This is a genomic window from Yersinia fenwicki (genome assembly GCF_043099325.1).
Lineage (GTDB): Bacteria > Pseudomonadota > Gammaproteobacteria > Enterobacterales > Enterobacteriaceae > Yersinia.
Genome location: NZ_CP170755.1, coordinates 1,707,433 through 1,723,568 on the forward strand (window position 1 = coordinate 1,707,433; position 16,136 = coordinate 1,723,568).

The window sequence follows — 16,136 nt, forward strand, 5'->3', positions numbered from 1 at the left end:
AATAAAAGAAAACGCAAAACGCCCTAACCATAAACGGGAAGGGCGCCGGAGGGGGGACTACATCCTCAGAGCTCGCCAGTCTTAAACTGGCGACAGATTAGCCGATTAACGGCTACGGAAGACAATGCGGCCTTTGCTCAGGTCGTACGGGGTCAGCTCTACAGTGACTTTGTCACCCGTCAGGATGCGGATATAGTTTTTACGCATTTTACCGGAGATATGAGCGGTTACCACGTGCCCGTTTTCCAATTCAACACGGAACATGGTGTTCGGCAGCGTATCAAGAACGGTGCCCTGCATTTCAATATTGTCTTCTTTGGCCATCGAATCCTCTAGGTGTAACTACCTTAGTTTTTAACCGGCAAGATAATGCCGAAAAACCCACATTATGTAAAGAAGTGTTGGCGGTCATCGCACCATTTCAGCAAAATTAGTCTGCCGGCAAGAGGGGATAAAGCCTAATGTGGGGTTCTTTTCAACTGTTGAGCTTTACTGCATCGCGGATGAAAAATTCAACGATTGCGGTAACCAGCATTCAGCCGGTAGTGGACTAAACTGGAGTTGACTCAACTGTTGCAAAAAAAAGTTGCGTGGGATCTCAATCGCACCCAGCGACGCAGTGTGAGCGTTGAGGACCTGACAGTCAATCAGTTCTCCACCATGACGGGTAAAATGATGACAAAAAACCATTAAAGCGCTTTTTGAGGCATTATTAGCTCTGCTAAACATGGATTCACCACAAAAGAGTGAGCCCACTGAAATACCATACAAGCCGCCAACCAGTTCATTTTCCAACCAAACCTCTACGGAATGGGCGTGACCCAGTGTATGTAAATGGTAATAAGCTTGCTGTACATCATCGCCAATCCAGGTTCCCTCATCACGCAGGGTAGCACAGGCACGAACAACATCTTCAAAAGCGTGGTTGAGCGTAAATCGATAAGGGCAGTTGCGCAAAAAGCGGCGCATGCTCCGGCTGATATGTAAATCTTCTGGATACAATACGGCTCGTGGGTCAGGTGACCACCATAAAATCATTTCTCCAGGACTGAACCAGGGGAAAATCCCCCGTTGATAGGCTGCCAACAAACGAGGTGGAGATAGATCTCCTCCAAGGGCCAGCAATCCGTTTGGTTCGCGCAGAGCCAGCTCAGGCGAGGGGAACGCAAAAGATTGAGAAGAGAGCTGTGTGATGCGCATAAATTCCCTTGGTGACACTTACAGGCCCATTTGGGCATCCCCGTAGTATTTGGAGCCACAGTATTATTGGCGATATATTTGTCGCACATTTTGTTTGCTGTGGCTCTAATGACTTTGGATATAATCATCAATTACAACAATACTGCTTTAGTTTCAGCAGCTTTACTTAATATTAGCTATAAATTTGCTGATTATCTGCCTATGTTTAGGCGTTTTATTTACACATCATCTTCGTATTAATGTCGCTGATGGAATTGGTAGTAGCGCCCCTTGTTTTGTAACAAGTTTTGGTGGCTGCCTTGCTCAACTATCTTCCCTCCATCCATAACACAGATTCGGTCCATATATTCCAACCCATATAAGCGATGTGTGACAATGATCAGGCTCTTATGCTGGCAGTGTTGGCGTAATAGCGTCAGAATCTGTTGCTCGGTTTCTGCGTCTAATCCTTCGGTCGGTTCGTCGAGAAGCAGGAGTGGCGCTGGATGCAGTAGCGCACGAGCAATACCTAAACGGCGTTGCTCCCCCCCAGATAATGGCCGTCCACCATCACCCATCCAGGCATTCAGCCCTTCATCGTTATCTAGCAAATTAGCCAAACCAACTTGTGCCAAAACAATTTTTAGTTGTTCATCTGTTGCAGTAGGGCAGGCCAGTAATAGGTTTTCTCGCAATGTACTGCTGAAAATATGTACTCTCTGGCTGACTACTGTCATCATTTGGCGCAGTGTCGTTTCATCAAAGCTGGCTAAAGGTTTCCCGTTTAGCGTGATGACTCCTTCATTGGCATCCCATGCTCGGGTTAACAACTGCAATAGTGTGGATTTGCCACAGCCGGTTCGGCCTAATAGCGCAATATGCTCACCAGAGGCCAGTGACAGCGATATATTCTGTAAAACAGGCAAAGGCTGCTGTGGGTAAGTAAAACTCAACCCTGTCACTTCTAGCGCCGCCAGTGGGACTGCGGCGGGGCCACTATCCGGGAAGGTCACTTCGGGCTTTTGTTCCATTAGCTGACCAACTCGAGTTGCTGATGCAATAACTTGCCCTAAGTGTTGGAAGGCACCCGCAACGGGCAACAGAGCCTCAAATGCTGCCAACGATGTGAAAACAAACAGGGCTAACAATGCACCTGGCTGGCTGTTACCCCCTATTCCTGAGGCGGCTAACCATAAAATTAATGTAACAGTCAAACCTGAAGCAAGAATCATTAAAGCTTGGGCTAAACCGGCCAAGGATGCTTGTTGTTTTTGGCGAATCATCCACCGCTGTTCAATCTCCTCCAATGAAGTGCGAAAACGATGTAATGCGCCGAAAACCAACAGTTCGGCTTGGCCTTGTAACCACGAGGTCAGTTGTGAACGATAAAGACCGCGTAGATCAGTTAAATCACGACCAATAGGTTTACCGGCACGATAGAAAATCAACGGTACTAACAATAATAACCCGAGCAGAATGGCACCGAGTGTCAGTGCTAAATTGACATCAATGTAACTCAGGCCAAAGGTAACGGCTGCTATGATAACAATGGCTGCAATCAGTGGGGATATTACCCGCAAATAGAGATGGTCGAGTGTATCGACATCGGCGACCAAGCGGTTGAGTAACTCGCTTTGGCGAAAGCGAGCAATACCGGCTGGTGAAAGTGGTAAGATTTTCTGGAATGCAAATACTCGCAGATGTGCCAACACTCTAAATGTTGCGTCATGGCTGACGACGCGTTCAGCATAGCGGCCCGCTGTTCGGGTAATTGCGGCTCCTCGCACGCCTGCTGCAGGGAGCAGATAGTTAAAAGTATACAATCCTGCGGGACCAGCAATGGCGGTTCCTGCTAAGAACCAACCGGATAAAGTGAGCAATCCGATACTGGCGAGTAGGGTGATGATTGCCAACACAATACCCAGGCAAATTAGGAACCAATGGCGGCGATACAATGCCAGAAAGGGGAGAAGTACTCGCATGATTAAAGCTCCTCACTGCGGTGGGACAGCAGATTGGCAAATGAACCGTCAGCTTGACTTAAGCTGGAGTAATCACCTTGTTGAATTAAAAGGCCTTTGTCCATCACCCAGATTTGATCATATCCGAGCGTATCTTCCAACTGATGCGTGACCAGCAGTGTCGTCTGCTTACGAGAGGCTTCTTCAAGCGCTTTCATGACCAGTTGCTCACTATGTGCATCCAGACTGGCCGTAGGCTCGTCTAATAACAAGAGCCGGCATGGGTTCAGCAACGCTCTGGCAACAGCTACCCGCTGGGCTTGACCAACAGAAAGACGCGCCGAATGGTCACCGACCTCCGTATCTAACCCTTGCGGCAAGTCATTGAGGAACTCATTAATATATGCGCGTTCAATCGCCAGTTGTAGTTGGTCATTGTTAGCATCAGGTTGGTCCAGCAAAATATTGGCGACCAGCGTCTGCTCTGGCAAATGCGGATTTTGTCCGACCCAACTTAGTTGGTCACGCCAGGTTTGCGGGTCCAGTTCTCGCAATTCTATGTTGTTGACTTTTAATGAGCCGCGATAAGGTAAAAAACCTAATAGCAAGTTAAGCAATGAGCTTTTACCCGCGCCACTCAGGCCAACAATAGCCACTCTTTTTCCCGCTGATAGGGAGAATGTTAGTGGCCCGACCAAACGAGTACCCGTAGGAGATAATATTTCCAATTCATTAGCTTCAAGAGTGATGGAATCGGTGCCATCAAGAACTTTATCACCCCGACCAATAGTTTCACCGTCAGTGCTCAAAAAGGTAACTAGTGATTCAGCAGCACCAACAGCTTGCGCTTTGGCGTGATAAAACGTACCTAAATCCCGCAATGGCTGGAAGAATTCAGGTGCCAAAATCAAAACCAGAAAACCTGCAAATAGTGTTACACCAAGGCCGTAGCTGCCAAAATTCAATTCCCCCAAATAGGAAAAACCGAAGTAAACAGCAACGACTGCGATGGAGATTGCGGCGAAAAACTCCAATACGGCAGAGGAGAGGAAGGCCATTCGCAGCACTTCCATAGTGCGGCGGCGAAAATCTTCTGAGGATTCGCGAATTTGGTCTGTTTCCGCTTTGGCGCGGTTAAATAGTCGTAAGGTGTCCAAACCGCGTAAACGGTCGAGGAAGTTACCACTCAGACGGGCCAATGCCACAAAATTACGCCGGTTCGCGTCGGCAGCCCCCATTCCCACCAGTGCCATAAACAAAGGGATTAGCGGCGCGGTAACGAATAGAATTAAACCTGCCGCCCAGTTGATCGGGAAGACAGCAATGAGAATCAGCACCGGAATAAGAACGGCCAAATACATTTGTGGAAGATAGCGAGAATAGTAATCCTGCATATCTTCAATTTGTTCCAAAATAATCGTCGCCCAACTTCCGGCTGGTTTGCCTTTTACCCAGGCTGGGCCGAGTTGTTCTAATCGGTCTAATACTGCTTTGCGGATTTGTTGACGCACTTTCATGCCGCAAATAAACCCAACTCGCTCACGTAACCAACTGATCACGGCACGTATGGCGAAAGTTCCAGCCAGTAAAGCAAAGTCAGCGATTAATTCTCCGCGGGGGACTTTATCGATAATCAAAGATTGCAGTAAGGTGGCCAACAGCCAGGCTTGAGCAATAATCAATAACCCGCTGAGAAGGCCAAGTAACATAGACAGGCGGAGCCAACGTTGCGCGGGGGCGCTTTGTTTTTTCAGCCAACGAATCAACTCATACTGTCGTGTTTTATTCATCGGGCAATTTGTCTGCGCAAGGTACGGGAAAATTTCAAAAGAATGGTTATCACCTTTCGAGATGACAAACCAGCGAGGGGCAATATTACCTCGTCATGCCATGAGGTGAAACCATAATGCTTGTGATAGTTGCCGCATTAGTCGATATCTATAATTTGCTGTTTTTCATTGACATGCCGATATGCAAAATAAAGTGCCAATAGAAATTAAAAACGGGCAGCTCACATATTTGTTCGCTGCCCGTTGGTATTGGTTGAATCAGTTATGTCAGAGATTATTTATCGTTAACTAACCCATCCAGATAGCGTTCTGCATCCAGTGCTGCCATGCATCCGGTACCCGCAGAGGTAATTGCCTGGCGATAAATGTGATCCATAACATCACCCGCAGCAAATACGCCCGGAATTGAAGTTTGTGTTGCATTGCCCTGGATACCTGATTGCACCTTAATGTAACCATTTTCCAGTGCTAGCTGGCCGCCAAAGATAGCTGTGTTAGGGCTATGACCGATAGCAATAAATACGCCCGCTACCGCTAACTCTTCGGTTTCACTGTTTTTGGTCGACTTCAGCCGCACGCCTGTCACGCCCATATCGTCACCCAGCACTTCATCTAACGTACGGTCAGTGTGCAGCACGATATTGCCGTTTTTCACTTTTTCCATTAGACGGTCAATCAGAATTTTTTCTGACCGGAAGCTATCACGGCGGTGAATTAGATGAACTTCCGCGGCGATATTGGCCAGATACAGTGCTTCTTCAACGGCGGTATTGCCACCACCGACGACGGCAACTTTTTGGTTACGATAAAAGAAGCCATCACAAGTTGCACAGGCAGACACCCCTTTACCCTTGAATGCCTCTTCCGATTCCATTCCAAGATAGCGTGCAGAAGCACCTGTCGCGATGATCAAGGCATCACAGGTGTACTCGGCACTATCGCCAAAAAGGCGGAATGGACGGTTTTGTAAATCGACTTTATGGATATGGTCGAACAGGATTTCTGTCTGGAATTTTTCTGCATGAGCATGCATCCGTTCCATCAGTGCCGGGCCGGTAAGACCTTCCGGGTCACCGGGCCAGTTTTCGACATCGGTGGTGGTGGTCAATTGACCGCCTTTTTCCATTCCGGTAATCAATACGGGATTCAAGTTGGCGCGTGCCGCATAAACTGCCGCTGTATAACCCGCAGGGCCAGAACCCAAAATAATCAATTTGCTATGTTTAGCCGTACTCATGAATACCTCTTTCCCACAATGTCGGACAATGTCAACGATTGTAGGGAAATTCGAGCATTAAAAAAAGCAGACAAAAATGTTGTTAGCGATTTGTTTGATAGGTAATGCCTATTTAATGAACTAAGTGTATTAAGAATCGACAGTTAGCTGTTAAACAAAAATAGGGTAATGGGCTAATTAGACCAAAATTCATTTTTACGTTATGGGCCAAATAGTCTGAAAACCCTTTGACCCTATAAAGAATGTGGCTTGCCAGCCGATAGTTCAAAAAATACCCGCAATGTGCTGGTGCGTTTTAGCGCTATTTCATTGCTTAAAAACGGTGAAAAAATAGGTCGCAGAGGGCGGCTAAGATTTTAATTCTGGCACGTTCTACTGATTTAACTTCTTTTACTTTGACAATCGGCTGTGCATTTGCGAAAACATCATAGGAAGAAGAAATTATCTGCGCGCCATAATTTCAGATTTGGTATCAGTGATACCAATCGAAAGCCCTGGAATGTTTTCGATTAATACTGGATGGCATGTGGAGTATGTTCTCGAACAACCGTAGGGGGGATGTTTCTGCGGCTGTTCGTGATGCGCTATCTCTTCCTCAACGCTAATAATCATCGAGTGCCTCGCATGCGATTGGACAGACAGGGTGTGAGATAACAACGTATTGATATATTTGCATAAAACAGGCTGCGGGTCGTTGTTTGCTATATATTCTAAATTTATTGATGATGAGAGTATGTCGCAGACTCAAGGAAATTAAGAGAGACTATAAGATGACAGATAATAAAAAACGTCCTGGGAAAGAGCTTGATCGTATAGATCGTAACATCCTAAATGAATTACAAAAGGATGGGCGTATCTCCAACGTTGAGCTTTCAAAACGAGTAGGGTTGTCACCAACACCATGTCTGGAACGGGTTCGTCGCTTAGAGCGTCAGGGCTTCATTAATGGCTATACTGCACTGCTTAATCCACAGTATTTGGATGCATCATTGCTGGTTTTCGTTGAGATTACTCTGAATCGTGGTGCTCCGGATGTGTTTGAGCAATTTAACACCGCAGTACAAAAACTCGATGAAATTCAAGAGTGTCACTTGGTTTCCGGTGATTTTGACTATTTATTGAAAACCCGCGTGCCCGATATGTCTGCTTACCGAAAATTACTCGGTGAGACCTTGCTTCGCCTGCCGGGTGTCAATGACACTCGGACCTATGTGGTGATGGAAGAAGTGAAGCAGACTAGCCACTTGGTGATTAAAACGCGATAAACAGGCAGGTGCAAAACCTGAGTAATTTGGTTACACTCCTGTTTATTCATACAGTTTCAGCGCCGGGAAGGTTCTCGGCGTTGTTATTCATACCAGTTAACAGGAACCTGGAGAGCCTTTCTTGAGCCAGGAATATACAGAAGATAAAGAAGTTACTTTGAAAAAACTCAGCAGTGGGCGTCGTTTGCTTGAGGCTGTTTTGATTGTAGTAACCATTTTGGCAGCCTTCCTAATGGCCGCGCTGCTTAGTTTCAATCCTTCAGACCCGAGTTGGTCACAAACCTCATGGCACGAGCCTATCCATAATCTTGGTGGGAGTGTGGGTGCCTGGATGGCTGATACATTGTTCTTCACTTTTGGTGTATTGGCGTATGCAATTCCTGCCATTATGGTGATGTTGTGTTGGGCCGCATTCCGCCAGCGTGATGCCAATGAATATATCGATTACTTTGCTCTCTCGCTGCGCCTGATTGGCACGTTAGCGCTGATTTTAACGTCATGCGGGCTGGCTGCATTAAATATTGACGATCTGTATTACTTCGCCTCCGGTGGGGTAATCGGGAGTCTATTCAGTAATGCCATGTTGCCGTGGTTCAATGGTGTTGGCGCTACCCTGACGTTGCTGTGTATCTGGGCTGTCGGTCTGACGCTTTTCACTGGCTGGTCATGGTTAGTCATTGCTGAGAGAATTGGTGGGGTCGTCTTAGGTTCATTAACATTTGTGACCAATCGTTCACGTCGCGAAGAACGTTATGATGAAGATGACGATGACCAAATTGAAGAAGCGAATACCGTCGAGCAAGATAAGGGTATCGGTGCAAATAACAAAGCAGTAGCCGGGGCCGCCGCGGCTAGCGCGCTGTTGGCAAATGCAGCCCATGCAGATGACGACGATGTTTTGTTCTCGGCACCATCTGTAACTGACACGCCTGCTAACCCAATATTGGATGGGGTAAATCCGACAGATGACATTGTGGCTGAAAGCGATGAGTCATTAAATGATTATGATCCATTATTGAGTACATTGCGTGCGACAGATAATAGCGAGCAATCGGGATTATCTTCTGCTGGGAATCCGCCTGAACACATTATCAGCGACAGTGCAGTGGCGATGGCCGATAAAGCCGCCGCAACGCCGCCGCTCTATTCTTTTGAGATCCCACAAGAAGCGACGTCCCCTGCGCCAACACATATTGCTCCACCGGTTGAACGGCCTGAGCCTCAACTGGGTTCATGGGATAAGCCCGCAACGCCGACCAGCCATTCACCATTTGATTTTTCTACAGCACAACGACTTAGCGATCAGGTGGAAAATACACCTTATATGAATCCAGGATTAGGAGCAGATACAGATAACTTGGCCGCTATGGGCTCACTCAGTCGCCCTGGCTCTGCTTCTGTTACTGGGATTGTCGCAACAACTGCAGCCGCAGCTACGTTTATGCCAGCATTTACTGCTAGCAGTGATAGCAGTTCACAGGTTAAACAAGGTATAGGGCCGGAGTTACCACGGCCTAATCCTGTCCGCATCCCTACAAGACGCGAGCTGGCATCCTACGGAATCAAACTCCCGTCTCAACGTATGGCGGAGCAGGAGCAACGTGAGCAAGAAGTGCAAACGCCTAAAGCTCCAGAGACAATGGTTACCGCAGGTGTCATATCTGAAGATGATGATGCACTAGAACAGGCAACCTTACGTAAAGCCTTCGCTGATCAGCAATCCGAACGTTATGGACAATCAGCCGATACGGGAGTGAGTACTTTCTCAGCGGTAGAGCCGGAAGATGAGCAAGCCTTGCAAGAGGCGGCATTACGACAAGCTTTTGCCGCACAGCAGCAACATCGCTATGGCGCAACACATGGTGAAAACAGTGGCAATAGCCAATATGAACATGCTGTTGTTGAAGAGATGCAGCCTGTAGATACTCGCAGTGCCTTTACATTCTCACCTGTTGCCGATCTGGTTGATGAAAGTCCACGTGAACCTCTGTTCACGCTTTCTTCGTATGTTGACGAAGCCGCACAGCCTGCGCCTGTGGAACGTCCTTCAGCACCAGAGCACATTGAACAGGTCTCGGCTTATCAGACATCAGAGGCAAATCAAACTCACCAAGTATATTCAGATCAATCAACACCAGTGCAACCTGCGGCATCAGCACAGCCAGTATCACCGGTGCAGCCAACCCCGGCGATGGACAGTTTGATCCATCCGTTCCTGATGCGTAATGACCAACCTTTGGTCAAACCGACAACCCCATTGCCTACGCTGGATCTCCTTTCTTCGCCGCCAGCGGAAGAAGAGCCAGTTGATATGTTTGCTTTGGAGCAAACAGCTCGTTTGGTTGAAGCGCGACTAGGGGATTATCGGGTGAAAGCGGAAGTGGTCGGTATTTCGCCAGGGCCAGTGATTACTCGCTTTGAGCTTGATTTAGCGCCGGGTGTCAAAGCTTCACGTATCTCCAATCTTTCTCGTGACTTGGCCCGCTCGCTATCGGCCATTGCCGTACGTGTGGTTGAGGTCATTCCTGGTAAACCTTACGTCGGGTTAGAACTGCCCAATAAACATCGTCAGACCGTTTATTTGCGCGAAGTGCTTGATTGCGCCAAATTCCGTGATAATCCATCACCGTTAGCTATCGTGTTGGGTAAAGATATTGCGGGGCAACCGGTAGTGGCTGATCTTGCAAAAATGCCTCATTTGCTGGTGGCGGGTACAACCGGTTCTGGTAAATCAGTTGGTGTTAACGCCATGATCCTCAGCATCTTGTATAAAGCCACACCAGATGATGTACGCTTTATCATGATTGACCCGAAAATGCTGGAACTGTCGGTGTATGAGGGGATCCCTCATCTGTTAACCGAAGTTGTTACGGATATGAAGGATGCGGCGAATGCATTGCGCTGGTGTGTCGGCGAAATGGAACGGCGTTATAAGCTGATGTCGGCTTTGGGCGTACGTAACCTCGCCGGTTATAATGAGCGAGTTGCACAAGCTGAAGCTATGGGGCGGCCAATTCCAGATCCATTCTGGAAACCCTCCGATAGCATGGATATCTCACCGCCAATGCTAGTGAAATTGCCTTATATCGTCGTCATGGTAGATGAGTTTGCTGACTTAATGATGACGGTGGGTAAGAAAGTTGAAGAGCTGATTGCTCGTTTGGCCCAAAAAGCCCGAGCTGCCGGCATTCATTTGGTTCTGGCAACTCAGCGACCCTCTGTGGATGTGATTACTGGCTTGATTAAAGCCAATATCCCAACCCGTATCGCATTTACGGTTTCCAGCAAAATTGACTCACGAACTATCCTTGATCAGGGGGGGGCAGAATCACTACTGGGTATGGGGGATATGCTGTATATGGCACCTAACTCCTCAATTCCGGTCCGTGTTCATGGTGCTTTTGTCCGAGATCAGGAAGTGCATGCAGTGGTTAATGATTGGAAAGCGCGAGGCCGTCCTCAATATATTGAGAGCATTCTCAGTGGCAGCGATGAAGGTGAAGGCGGTAGCCTTGGCCTGGATAGCGACGAAGAGTTGGACCCACTGTTTGATCAGGCGGTGAATTTTGTTTTGGAGAAACGTCGTGCATCTATCTCCGGTGTGCAGCGCCAGTTCCGTATCGGATATAACCGCGCTGCACGTATTATTGAACAAATGGAAGCTCAGCAGATCGTCAGTACACCGGGGCATAACGGTAATCGTGAAGTATTGGCCCCGCCGCCACATGAGTAGTTATATTTTGCTCTGAGGCAATTAACATAGACAGGGCCGCTTTGCGGCCCTTATGCAAAAAGCGTACCCCCCATATTTATCAGAGAATTTTATAAGGTATTCAGAATAATGAAAAAATTGCTTGTTGCTTGCTGTCTGTTATCGGGGTTAATGTCGGCTCACGCGCTGGCTGATGCCAGTTCAGATTTACAAGCTCGTCTGAGCAAGGTGAACAGTTTCCATGCTAACTTCTCGCAAAAAGTGACCAGCTCAGAGGGTACTGCGGTACAAGAGGGCGAGGGTGAGTTATGGGTGAAGCGACCTAATTTATTTAATTGGCATATGACTTCCCCTGACGAGAGTGTTTTGATTTCTGATGGTGAAACATTGTGGTTCTATAACCCATTTGTTGAACAAGCAACGGCGACCTGGCTGAAAAATGCCACAGGTAATACGCCATTTATGCTTATTACCCGTAATAATCCAGATGATTGGAAACAATATAATGTGAAGCAGAAAGGCGATGATTTTGAGCTGACGCCGAAAAGTGCCAGCGGTAATCTGAAGCAATTTGCTATCACAGTGACGCCAACGGGCACCATTAAAAGCTTTACTGCGGTTGAGCAAGATGGGCAGCGCAGTGCTTATACGCTGAAAGGCCAACAAAATAGCTCAGCAGATGCCAGCAAATTTAAGTTTACCCTGCCAAAAGGCGTGACGCTGGACGATCAGCGGCAGTGAGGTCAGCGTGAGTAATATGTCCCTCGATTTTTCCCAGAATGAGTTTCAGCCATTGGCCGCGCGTATGCGGCCTTTGACGTTGGAGCAATATATTGGTCAGCAGCATTTGCTGGCTCCGGGTAAACCGTTACCGCGGGCAATCGTTGCCGGGCAATTACACTCAATGATCCTTTGGGGGCCTCCGGGAACCGGAAAAACCACGTTGGCAGAAATTATTGGCCGTTATGGTCAAGCTGATGTTGAACGTATTTCTGCGGTGACCTCCGGCATTAAAGAAATTCGTGAAGCGATTGAACGTGCCCGCCAAAACCGCGACGCGGGGCGGCGAACAATTTTATTTGTCGATGAAGTTCATCGCTTTAATAAAAGCCAGCAAGATGCATTTTTACCCCATATTGAAGATGGCACCATCACTTTCATTGGCGCCACCACTGAAAACCCTTCATTTGAACTGAATTCGGCTTTGCTCTCCAGGGCTCGGGTTTATTTGCTCAAAGCTCTCACTGCCGCAGACATTGAAAAAGTTATTGATCAAGCGATGTCAGACAGCAGTCGGGGCTATGGTGGGCAGAATATAAAACTGCCAGATGAAACTCGCCGCATGATGTCTGAATTGGTGGGAGGCGATGCACGTCGTGCTTTGAATAGCCTTGAAATGATGGCGGATATGGCAGAAATAGATGCCAACGGGGTTCGAGTGTTAACCCCGGATTTGCTAAAAGAAGTGTCAGGTGAGCGTAGCGCGCGCTTTGATAATAAAGGTGACCGCTATTATGACCTTATCTCGGCAGTCCATAAATCAATTCGTGGTTCTGCGCCAGACGCTGCCTTGTATTGGTATGCGCGAATTATTACGGCAGGCGGCGATCCCCTTTATGTTGCCCGACGTTTGCTGGCTATTGCGTCAGAAGATATTGGCAATGCCGATCCTCGCGCGATGCAAGTGGCGATATCAGCGTGGGATTGTTTTACCCGTGTTGGCCCAGCTGAAGGTGAGCGAGCGATTGCTCAGGCTATTGTCTATCTGGCCTGTGCACCGAAAAGTAATGCGGTTTACTCGGCTTTTAAAGCAGCAATGCAAGATGCGCGTGATAAACCTGACTTTGATGTCCCAGAGCATCTGCGCAATGCGCCGACTAAACTCATGAAAGAAATGGGTTTAGGGGCTGAATACCGCTATGCCCATGATGAACAACATGCTTATGCTGCCGGTGAGAACTATTTTCCACCCGAAATGGCCTCAACCCGCTACTATTTACCGTCATCCAGAGGTCTGGAAGGCAAAATTGGTGAAAAGCTGGCATGGCTGGCTGAGCAGGATCAAAATAGCCCGATAAAACGCTACCGCTAGCCTTGCTGTTGCGGTAAGGTTAGCGCTATATAGAACTGCTAAGCGGCTGTTTATACTGCTTACGTGGTTAAATTCTTTTCAATAACCCTTTATACCCCAAATCATGGCATTGCTAACAACACTGCAATTCCAGTTCAAAGGTATAACCATAACTACAAGCACAGGACTAGCATGCTCGATCCCAATATGCTGCGCAATGAGCTAGACGCAGTCGCCGAAAAACTGGCTCGCAGAGGTTTTAAACTTGATGTTGAGATGTTGCGCCAACAAGAAGAGCGCCGCAAAGTTTTACAGGTTGAAACAGAAAGTCTGCAAGCAGAACGTAACTCCCGATCGAAACTGATTGGTGCGGCCAAGGCGCGTGGCGAAGATATCGAACCATTGCGTCTTGAAGTCAACGAGTTGGGTGAAAAGCTGGATGCAGCCAAGGCCGAACTGGACAAGTTGCAAAATGAAATCCGCGATCTGGCTCTGTCTATTCCTAACCTGCCAGATGATTCGGTTCCGGTGGGTAAAGACGAAAACGATAATCTTGAAGTCAGCCGTTGGGGTGAACCACGCCAGTATGACTTTGAGGTGAGAGATCATGTTTCCTTGGGGGAAATGGCCGGTGGGCTTGATTTTGCCGCCGGGGTGAAACTGACTGGCGCGCGTTTTGTGGTGATGAAAGGGCAAATCGCTCGTATGCACCGCGCATTGGCACAGTTCATGCTCGACCTGCACACGGAAAAACACGGTTATTTGGAAACCTATGTTCCTTATTTGGTTAACCATGCGACTCTGTATGGTACCGGCCAGTTGCCTAAATTTAGTGGTGATCTTTTCCATACCAAACCGCTGGAAGAAGAATCTGACAGCAGCAACTATGCATTGATTCCAACGGCAGAAGTGCCGGTGACCAATCTGGTACGCGATGAGATCTTGGAAGAAGAGTCTCTGCCATTGAAAATGACGGCACATACACCTTGCTTCCGTTCTGAAGCAGGTTCCTATGGCCGTGATACTCGTGGCTTGATCCGTATGCATCAGTTTGACAAAGTTGAGATGGTGCAGATAACTCGTCCAGAAGATTCTATGGCGGTACTAGAAGAACTGACCGGTCATGCGGAGAAAGTGCTGCAATTGCTGGAATTGCCATATCGCAAAATGTTGCTGTGTACCGGTGATATGGGCTTTGGCTCCTGCAAAACTTACGACTTGGAAGTGTGGCTGCCAGCGCAGGATACTTATCGCGAAATTTCTTCATGTTCAAACATGTGGGATTTCCAGGCTCGCCGTATGCAAGCACGTTGCCGTAACAAAATAGACAGAAAAACCCGTTTGGTTCATACCCTAAATGGTTCTGGTCTGGCTGTTGGGCGTACTTTGGTTGCAGTGCTGGAAAACTACCAGCAGGCTGATGGTCGTATTCAGGTACCAGAAGTCTTACGCCCTTATATGGGTGGTTTGGAATTTATTGGTTAAACAGCGAGTCAATGTGTCTCGTTTAGTTATCAACCACTTATAAAGCGCCTACGGGCGCTTTTTCTTTTTTGGGTTATGGCGAGTACACAAAATTTAACGCATCGAGATTTATCAACCAACATATCGTGCTATCGAGTCTCGTGATGTAATTGACTTTTTTATCACCAGTGGCATGATGCGCTCACTTTTCTTGTCCCGACGGCTTCAATCTTATTATGTCCGCATATTCTCGCCCGGTGCTGCTTTTGCTCTGTGGGCTTTTGCTGTTTACGATTTCTATCGCGGTTTTAAATACATTAGTTCCCTTATGGCTATCTCATCAACAATTGCCGACCTGGCAAGTGGGGATGGTAAGTTCATCGTATTTTAGCGGGAATCTGGTTGGGACATTGATTGCCGGGCGGATTATCCAGCAACTCGGTTTTAATCGCAGCTACCATTATTCCTGTATTTTATTCGCGCTGGCGACGAGCGGGTTAATGCTGTCAGTTGATTTTTGGAGCTGGTTAGGGTGGCGCTTTTTCGCGGGTGTGGCGTGCGCATTAATTTGGGTTATTGTCGAAAGCGCATTACTACGTAGTGGTACGGTAACCAACCGAGGGCAACTGCTGGCGGCCTATATGATGGTTTACTATCTGGGCACGGTCACTGGGCAATTACTTTTGGGCGTAGTCTCGACTCAACTACTCAGTGTTATTCCGTGGGTCAGTGCTTTGGTCATTACCGCGATGTTGCCGCTGTTATTTGCACATTTTTCTCATCAAGATAGCAGTGATGTATCCCATACCGCCGTTTGGCCGATGCTGAAGCGTCGTAGTGCGCGTTTGGGGATTAATGGCTGCATTATCTCCGGTGTGCTATTAGGTTCGCTCTATGGTCTGCTGCCGTTGTATTTATCGCATCAAGGAATGAGTGACGCCAGTGTTGGATGGTGGATGGCGTTGCTGGTCAGTTCAGGGATTATTGGTCAGTGGCCAATAGGCAAAATGGCCGACCGCTATGGTCGTTTGTTGGTGCTGCGGATTCAGGTGTTTGTGGTTATTCTCGGTAGTGTCGCCATTCTGGGTAACTATGCGCTGGCACCGGCACTGTTTATTTTGGGGTGCGCCGGTTTTACCCTTTATCCTGTCGCCATGGCGTGGGCATGTGAAAAGGCGAGTGCCGATGAATTGGTCGCAATGAATCAGGCGCTATTGATGAGTTATACCATCGGTAGCCTGACCGGCCCGACCATGACTTCATTATTGATGCAGCGCTATTCAGACAATCTATTGTTTATCATGATTGCGGGTGTGGCTTTGGTGTATTTAATGATGTTGCTGCGCAAACCCGATCAGCAAAAAACACCATTCGCTGCGGTGTAACCGCCAAAAAATACCGCCAGCGAGGAAGCCTTGCATGGCGGTATTGATTGAAAATCAGTTAATTTTCTGACG

Annotated in this window: 11 protein-coding genes; 6 read left to right on the forward strand and 5 right to left on the reverse strand. The window is 47.8% G+C overall.

Annotation, left to right across the window (positions count from 1 at the left end):
• Nucleotides 1-105: 105 nt before the first annotated feature.
• From infA to trxB, 5 genes are all read right to left on the reverse strand, one after another.
• Nucleotides 106-324, reverse strand: coding sequence for a translation initiation factor IF-1 (gene infA, locus ACF3VQ_RS07715; RefSeq protein WP_002211347.1), 219 nt, complete (start codon nt 322-324; stop codon nt 106-108).
• A gap of 165 nt (nt 325-489) precedes the next feature.
• On the reverse strand, nt 490-1,200 hold the full coding sequence (aat, locus tag ACF3VQ_RS07720; protein ID WP_392434447.1) for a leucyl/phenylalanyl-tRNA--protein transferase: 711 nt from the start codon (nt 1,198-1,200) through the stop codon (nt 490-492).
• A 236-nt stretch (nt 1,201-1,436) separates the two neighbouring features.
• The gene (cydC, locus tag ACF3VQ_RS07725) at nt 1,437-3,161 is read right to left on the reverse strand and encodes a cysteine/glutathione ABC transporter ATP-binding protein/permease CydC (protein ID WP_392434450.1); all 1,725 of its coding nucleotides are present in this window, start codon (nt 3,159-3,161) and stop codon (nt 1,437-1,439) included.
• A 2-nt stretch (nt 3,162-3,163) separates the two neighbouring features.
• Nucleotides 3,164-4,930 carry a cysteine/glutathione ABC transporter permease/ATP-binding protein CydD gene (gene cydD, locus ACF3VQ_RS07730; protein WP_392434453.1) on the reverse strand — a complete coding sequence of 589 codons (1,767 nt, stop codon included), beginning with the start codon at nt 4,928-4,930 and terminating at the stop codon, nt 3,164-3,166.
• Between the two features lie 274 nt (nt 4,931-5,204).
• Complete coding sequence (gene trxB / locus ACF3VQ_RS07735) at nt 5,205-6,167, reverse strand: thioredoxin-disulfide reductase (RefSeq protein WP_392434456.1); 963 nt, start codon at nt 6,165-6,167, stop codon at nt 5,205-5,207.
• 770 nt (nt 6,168-6,937) lie between these two features.
• Between trxB and lrp the strand changes: the two genes are divergently transcribed.
• The 6 genes from lrp (at nt 6,938) to ACF3VQ_RS07765 (ending at nt 16,064) form a co-directional block, all read left to right on the forward strand.
• Nucleotides 6,938-7,432: a leucine-responsive transcriptional regulator Lrp gene (lrp, locus tag ACF3VQ_RS07740; protein ID WP_005162770.1), complete on the forward strand. Its 495-nt coding sequence runs from the start codon at nt 6,938-6,940 to the stop codon at nt 7,430-7,432.
• Nucleotides 7,433-7,553: 121 nt separating this feature from the next.
• Nucleotides 7,554-11,165: a DNA translocase FtsK 4TM domain-containing protein gene (locus ACF3VQ_RS07745; RefSeq protein WP_392434457.1), complete on the forward strand. Its 3,612-nt coding sequence runs from the start codon at nt 7,554-7,556 to the stop codon at nt 11,163-11,165.
• Between the two features lie 108 nt (nt 11,166-11,273).
• Nucleotides 11,274-11,885, forward strand: a complete 612-nt coding sequence (lolA, locus tag ACF3VQ_RS07750) for an outer membrane lipoprotein chaperone LolA (protein ID WP_392434459.1) — start codon at nt 11,274-11,276, stop codon at nt 11,883-11,885.
• Nucleotides 11,886-11,892: 7 nt separating this feature from the next.
• Complete coding sequence (locus tag ACF3VQ_RS07755; protein WP_032900749.1) at nt 11,893-13,236, forward strand: replication-associated recombination protein A; 1,344 nt, start codon at nt 11,893-11,895, stop codon at nt 13,234-13,236.
• A gap of 171 nt (nt 13,237-13,407) precedes the next feature.
• Nucleotides 13,408-14,700, forward strand: coding sequence for a serine--tRNA ligase (gene serS / locus ACF3VQ_RS07760; RefSeq protein WP_392434461.1), 1,293 nt, complete (start codon nt 13,408-13,410; stop codon nt 14,698-14,700).
• 215 nt (nt 14,701-14,915) lie between these two features.
• Nucleotides 14,916-16,064: an MFS transporter gene (locus ACF3VQ_RS07765; RefSeq protein WP_392434463.1), complete on the forward strand. Its 1,149-nt coding sequence runs from the start codon at nt 14,916-14,918 to the stop codon at nt 16,062-16,064.
• Nucleotides 16,065-16,136: the final 72 nt, after the last annotated feature.